Origin of the sequence: Streptomyces sparsogenes subsp. cuspidosporus, assembly GCF_039532705.1 — a bacterium.
Classification (GTDB): domain Bacteria; phylum Actinomycetota; class Actinomycetes; order Streptomycetales; family Streptomycetaceae; genus Streptomyces; species Streptomyces sparsogenes.
On record NZ_BAAASD010000102.1, the window covers coordinates 1 to 5,473 of the forward strand.

The following is a 5,473-nucleotide window of genomic DNA, read 5'->3' on the forward strand; positions in this document are numbered from 1 at the left end:
GCCACCGCCCTGGCCGCCCTGCGGGCGCGGACCGGCGCCGCCCTGGCCGCCGGGGCGCGGGGCACCGCCCGGACGGGGCGCCTGCGGGCGCGCCATGCCGGTGGAGCCGCCGGAGGTGAAGGGGTTGTTGCCCGGACGCGGACCGGCCGGCCGGGGCGCGCCCGGACGCGGGGCCCGCTCGCCACCGGGGCGCGGAGCGCCGCCGGGACGGCCGCCCTGACCCTGGTCACGGCCCTGTCCGGGGCCGCCGGGGCGGGAGCCGGGACGCGGGCCGGGGGCGCCGCCGGGCTTGGCCGGGCCACCCGGCTTGGCGCCGGCGGGCCGCGGGGCCGCCGGCGACGGCGGGGCGGTGAACTCGGGCTGGGCCGGGGTCACGGGCTGGGCCGGACCCGGCTTGGGGCCGGGGGTCGGCCGGGCGCCCGGGGCACCGGGGGTGGGCCGCGGGCCCGGGGCGGGCGCCGACGGCGTGCTCTTGGGACCCTCCGCCACGGCCGGCTTGGGGCCGGGCGTCGGGGGCTTGGGGGCGGCGGGACGTGCCGCCGACGCCGGGGTGGGCGCGGACGGCTTGGCGGGCGCCGCCTTGCGCGGCGCCGAGGGCTTCCCCGCGGATCGGCCGGAGCCGCCCTGCTGGAAAGCGTCAGTCAACTTGCGAACAACCGGCGCTTCGATCGTCGAAGACGCCGAACGGACGAATTCGCCAAGTTCTTGGAGCTTGGCCATGACGACCTTGCTCTCAACTCCGAACTCCTTGGCGAGTTCGTATACCCGGACCTTAGCCACTTCGCTCCTTCTGGTCCGGGGTGGTCGTCCGCCGGACCGTCGCTACTTCATGGGCGTACTCATCGCGTACTCATCGAGTGCTCATCGCAATCTCGACCTACTTCCGACTCGCGAGGTACCTGACCGCACGGTGACCCGTGCCGTTCTTCCAACTTCTTACGTCGCCGATGCCTGATCGGCGTGCTCGACGTAGCGGCGCAGTGCCGTCGTGTCGAGCGGCCCCGGCCCCCTGAAGGCCCGGGAAAGAGCCCGGCGGCGGACCGCCAGCTCGAGGCAGACCCGTGTGGGGTGCACATAAGCACCCCGGCCGGGCAGCGTACCGCGCCGGTCGGGGACGCAAACGCCCTCGGCCGCCACGATCCGCAGCAGATCGTCCTTGGCCGCCCGCTCCCGGCATCCCACACAGGTTCTCTCAGGGCAGGCGCGAGCACGCGTGCGGCCAGACACTGCTTAAGTCTACCTCCCTGAGCCGACCTCACCCCTCGGGGGATGTGATCGAACAGTCAGATGTTTTCGGCCGAAGTCTCCGGAGACCCCGGCTTGAATCAGCCTTGATCGGCGGGCTGTTCCGTGTCGGGGCGGATATCGATGCGCCAGCCGGTCAGCCGGGCCGCCAGCCGGGCGTTCTGCCCTTCCTTCCCGATCGCGAGGGAGAGCTGGTAGTCCGGCACGGTGACGCGCGCCGAGCGCGCCCCCAGGTCCACCACCTCCACCTTGCTCACCCGGGCCGGTGACAGCGCGTTGGCCACCAGCTCCGCCGGGTCGTCGGACCAGTCCACGATGTCGATCTTCTCGCCGTGCAGCTCGGCCATCACGCTGCGCACCCGGCCGCCCATCGGGCCGATGCACGCGCCCTTGGCGTTCAGGCCCGAACGGGTGGACCGGACGGCGATCTTGGTGCGGTGGCCGGCCTCGCGGGCGATCGCCGCGATCTCCACCGAGCCGTCCGCGATCTCCGGCACCTCGAGCGCGAAGAGCTTCTTCACCAGGTTCGGGTGGGTGCGCGACAGGGTGACGGACGGGCCGCGCACCCCCTTGACCACCCGGACGACATACGAGCGCAGGCGGGTGCCGTGCGCGTAGTCCTCGCCGGGGACCTGCTCCTGCACCGGCAGGATCGCCTCGAGCCGGCCGATGTCCACCAGCACGTTCTTCGGGTCCTTGCCCTGCTGGACGACGCCGGTGACGACATCGCCCTCCCGCCCCGCGTACTCGCCGAAGGTGATCTCCTCCTCGGCGTCCCGCAGCCGCTGCAGGATGACCTGCTTGGCGGTCATCGCGGCGATCCGGCCGAAGCCGGACGGGGTGTCGTCGAACTCCCTGGGCTCCTCGCCCTCCGCCAGGTCCTCGGCGTCCTCCCGGGCCCACACCGTCACATGGCCGGTGGCCCGGTCCAGCTCCACACGGGCGCGGCGGCGGCTGCCCTCCGTGCGGTGGTACGCGATGAGGAGGGCCGACTCGATCGCCTCGACCAGCAGGTCGAACGAGATCTCCTTCTCCCGAACCAGACCCCGCAGGGCACTCATGTCGATGTCCACGGCTACGCCTCCTCCTTGCTCTCGTCGCTCTCGCCCGCGGCCTTCTCGGCGGGCTTGCGGTTGAACTCGATCTCCACTCGTGCCTTGGAGATCTCGTCGAAGGCCAGCCGCCGGGCAGTGGGTCTGCGCCCCTTCACGCCCGGCACCTCCACGTCGAGCCCCTCGTCGTCCACCGCGGTGATCCGCGCGACCAGCTCGCCGCCCTCGGCCAGCCGGGCCTTGATCAGGCGGCCGGCGGCCCGGCGGTAGTGGCGCGGCTCGGTCAGGGGCCGGTCGGCGCCGGGAGAGGTGACTTCCAGGACGTACGGGTGCTGACCCATCACATCGGTGTCGTCGAGCGTCTGCGAGATCGCCCGGCTCAGCTCCGCACACGCGTCCAGCTGCACGCCGTCGTCGGAATCCACCACGATACGGAGCACGCGCCGCTTCCCGGCCGGTGTCACCTCGACCTCTTCCAGATCCAGGTCCCGCGCGCTGACGAGCGGTTCCAGCAGCCCGCGCAGCCGCTCGCTCTGGGTGGTGCTCATCCGGGTGACTCCTCGGCCGCGTGTGCTGTTGTGGGAAGGTCGCGTGTCAGGTCAAAGCCTATCCGTTCCGGCGGGCGGCTGACGATTCGGTGGCTGGTGCCCGGCGGTGGGCCCGTACGCGGGTACGCTCGCCTGCTGTGATCACCAACGGCGGCCGGGAGCGGCCACAGCCCGGAAAGAGGAACGTGCCGATCACGACTCCCCCACCGCCCCCGCGCCCCTCCCGCGCCCCGCTGTCTGCCTCCCTGCCCTCGGCACTGCCCTCCTCCGCCGCGCCCCCGTCCTCTCCGGGTCCGGCCTCGCCGGGCCGGCGGGGTTTCCTGCTGGCCGGGGGCGCGGTGGGGGCCGTCGCGCTGCTGGGCGGCTGCTCCGACGGCTCGACGGCCAAGCCCGACGCGGCCGGGCGCGGCCCGGGCGAGCAGCGGCTGCTCGCCCGGGGCGCGCGTGACTCCGCCGAGCTCCTGGCGCGCTACGACGCGACCGCCGACGCGCATCCGGGGCTGGCGGACCGGCTTCGGCCGCTGCGGGAGGAGACGGCCCGGCACCTGGAGGCGTTCCGCGCGCCCGACCGGGACGCGTCCTCTGGGGGCTCCTCGGCGTCAGCGCCGTCCGCCTCCGCCTCCTCGGGCAAGCCGCCCGCGCCGAAGGTGCCGGGGGACGAGAAGGAGGCCCTGGCGGCGCTCGCCCGCGCCGAGCGCCGCACCGCCGACACCCGCACCGCCGCGCTCCGTGACGCCCCGCCCGAACTCGCCCGTCTGCTGGCCTCCGTCGCGGCCTGCGGGGCCGCGCACGCGTACCTGCTCACCGCGCACGGCTCATGACGCCCTCATGACGCCGGACGCACCCGGGTGCCCTCGCTCGGGGCGCCACGACCACCGATGGGCGGCACGCGCCGCCGCGGAAGGGGACTGACATGACCGCCTCCACGGCCCCCGCGCCGGGCACGCTCAAGGCCACCCAGGCGGCGCTGGCCGCCGAACACGCCGCCGTCTACGGCTACGGCGTGGTCGGCGGGCGGATCGGCGACGACCGGCTCCAGGAGGCCCGCGACGGGTACGCCGCGCACCGGGCCCGGCGCGACGCGCTCGCCCGCACGGTACGCGCCCTGGGCGGGACGCCCGAGGGCGCGGCCCCCGCCTACACGCTGCCCTTCGCGGTGCCGGACGCGGCGGCCGCGGTGCGGCTGGCGGCGGAGCTGGAGAGCCGGGTGGCCGCCGTCTACGCGGACCTGGTCCGGGCCTCCGAGGGCGCCCTGCGCCGCGAGGCGGCCGGCGCGCTGCGCGAGGCGGCGGTCCGGTCGGTGCGGTGGCGGGGCAGCGGCGTAGCCTTCCCTGGGCTCGCCGAACGCGCCGCCGCGCCCACTCCGTCGGCGTCGGCCAGCGCGTCCGCGGGCGAGCTGTGACGGTCGGCCGCGCGCGTTGGATCATGGCGTGCCGGCGCCGCCGGGATCTCGGTGGCGCGGACGGACGCGCGTAGCGCGGCCACGACAGCAGACGAAGCGGACGGACGACCGCGGACGAAGGGGACAGCTCGGCGATGGCATCGGCACCGCAGCCCGGAGGCCCTGAGGCGGCCCCCCTCACCCTGCCGCAGCGGCTGCTGGACGCGCTGAGCGCCGACCCCGAGAGCCCCGCCCGCGCCTGGCTGGCCGAGCTGCCGGAGCTGGTCCGCCGGCGGCTGCGGGACTGGGAGCTGACGCTGGAGCGGGTGCCGAGCCCGGGCGGCCGGAGCAGCCTGATCGTGCTCGTACGGCAGGCCGACGGCACCCCCGCGACGCTGAAGCTGCCCGCGCCGGGCGCGGACGCGCGGCGCGAGGGGGCTGCGCTCGCGCACTGGAACGGCTGGGGCGCGGCGCGGCTGCTGCGCGCCGACCCCGACGGCGGGGCGCTGCTGCTGGAGCGCCTGCACGGCGCGGTGTCGCTGCGCTCGCTGCCGGAGGCCAAGGCGCTGCTGGAGGCGGCGGGCACGGTGCGCAGGCTGTGGGTGCCGCCCGCGGAGGAGCACCCGTTCACCACGGTCGGGGCCCGGACCGGCGAGGGGGTCGAGCCCCTCCGGCTGATCGCCGCGGGCCCCTGGGCGGCGGACGCGCGGCCGCTGGTCGACGAGGCGCTGGAGCGGCGCGCGGAGCTGGCCGGGCAGTCGCCCGAGCAGCTGCTGCTGCACGGCGACTTCCGGCAGGGCAAGGTGCTCGCCGGGGACCGCGCCCCCTGGCTGGCCGTGGGACCCTCGCCCCTGGTCGGCGAGCGCGCCTACGACCTGGCCCAGCTGGTCCTCGACCGCTGCGAGGACCTGGCCGCCGGCTCGGGCCCGGCGGCGGCCGCTCGGCGCCGGATCGCCAAGCTCGCGGATTCCCTGGAGGTCGACCGCGACCGGCTGCGCGGATGGACCCTCTTCCGTGCCGTCGAGACCGGCCTGCGCCACGCCGCGACCGGCGACCGTCGGCGGGGCGAACTGCTGCTGGAGTTCGCGGGCTGGCTGTAGGCGGGCCCGGGTCCGGCCACGCCCCGAGCAGCTCACCCGGGCACCGCGGGCGCCTGCCGCCGCGGGCGACCGGCCCTCGGCGGGCCCCGGCGGGGCGCCGCCCGCCGGGCCGTCGTGGGGGCGCGCTCGGGCCGCCGCCGGGTCCGG

7 protein-coding genes are annotated in these 5,473 nt (G+C 76.2%); 3 read left to right on the forward strand and 4 right to left on the reverse strand.

From position 1 onward, the window contains the following. The 4 genes from ABFY07_RS42355 to rimP all read right to left on the reverse strand — a co-directional run. Nucleotides 1-780, reverse strand: a 780-nt coding sequence (locus ABFY07_RS42355; protein ID WP_346179566.1) for a translation initiation factor IF-2 N-terminal domain-containing protein, incomplete at its 3' end; no start/stop codon positions are given. A 156-nt stretch (nt 781-936) separates the two neighbouring features. Continuing rightward, nucleotides 937-1,227, reverse strand: coding sequence for a YlxR family protein (locus ABFY07_RS42360; RefSeq protein WP_346179567.1), 291 nt, complete (start codon nt 1,225-1,227; stop codon nt 937-939). 98 nt (nt 1,228-1,325) lie between these two features. After that, nucleotides 1,326-2,318, reverse strand: a complete 993-nt coding sequence (gene nusA, locus ABFY07_RS42365; protein ID WP_346179568.1) for a transcription termination factor NusA — start codon at nt 2,316-2,318, stop codon at nt 1,326-1,328. A 2-nt stretch (nt 2,319-2,320) separates the two neighbouring features. Then, complete coding sequence (rimP, locus tag ABFY07_RS42370; protein ID WP_065965258.1) at nt 2,321-2,845, reverse strand: ribosome maturation factor RimP; 525 nt, start codon at nt 2,843-2,845, stop codon at nt 2,321-2,323. Nucleotides 2,846-2,982: 137 nt separating this feature from the next. Here rimP and ABFY07_RS42375 point away from each other — a divergent pair, with 137 nt between their 5' ends. The 3 genes from ABFY07_RS42375 (at nt 2,983) to ABFY07_RS42385 (ending at nt 5,326) form a co-directional block, all read left to right on the forward strand. Then, nucleotides 2,983-3,666 carry a hypothetical protein gene (locus ABFY07_RS42375; protein WP_346179569.1) on the forward strand — a complete coding sequence of 228 codons (684 nt, stop codon included), beginning with the start codon at nt 2,983-2,985 and terminating at the stop codon, nt 3,664-3,666. A 92-nt stretch (nt 3,667-3,758) separates the two neighbouring features. Then, nucleotides 3,759-4,247 (forward strand): ferritin-like domain-containing protein, encoded by a 489-nt coding sequence (locus ABFY07_RS42380; protein ID WP_065965257.1) that lies wholly within the window; start codon nt 3,759-3,761, stop codon nt 4,245-4,247. Nucleotides 4,248-4,381: 134 nt separating this feature from the next. After that, nucleotides 4,382-5,326 carry an aminoglycoside phosphotransferase family protein gene (locus ABFY07_RS42385; RefSeq protein WP_346179570.1) on the forward strand — a complete coding sequence of 315 codons (945 nt, stop codon included), beginning with the start codon at nt 4,382-4,384 and terminating at the stop codon, nt 5,324-5,326. Nucleotides 5,327-5,473 lie beyond the last annotated feature (147 nt).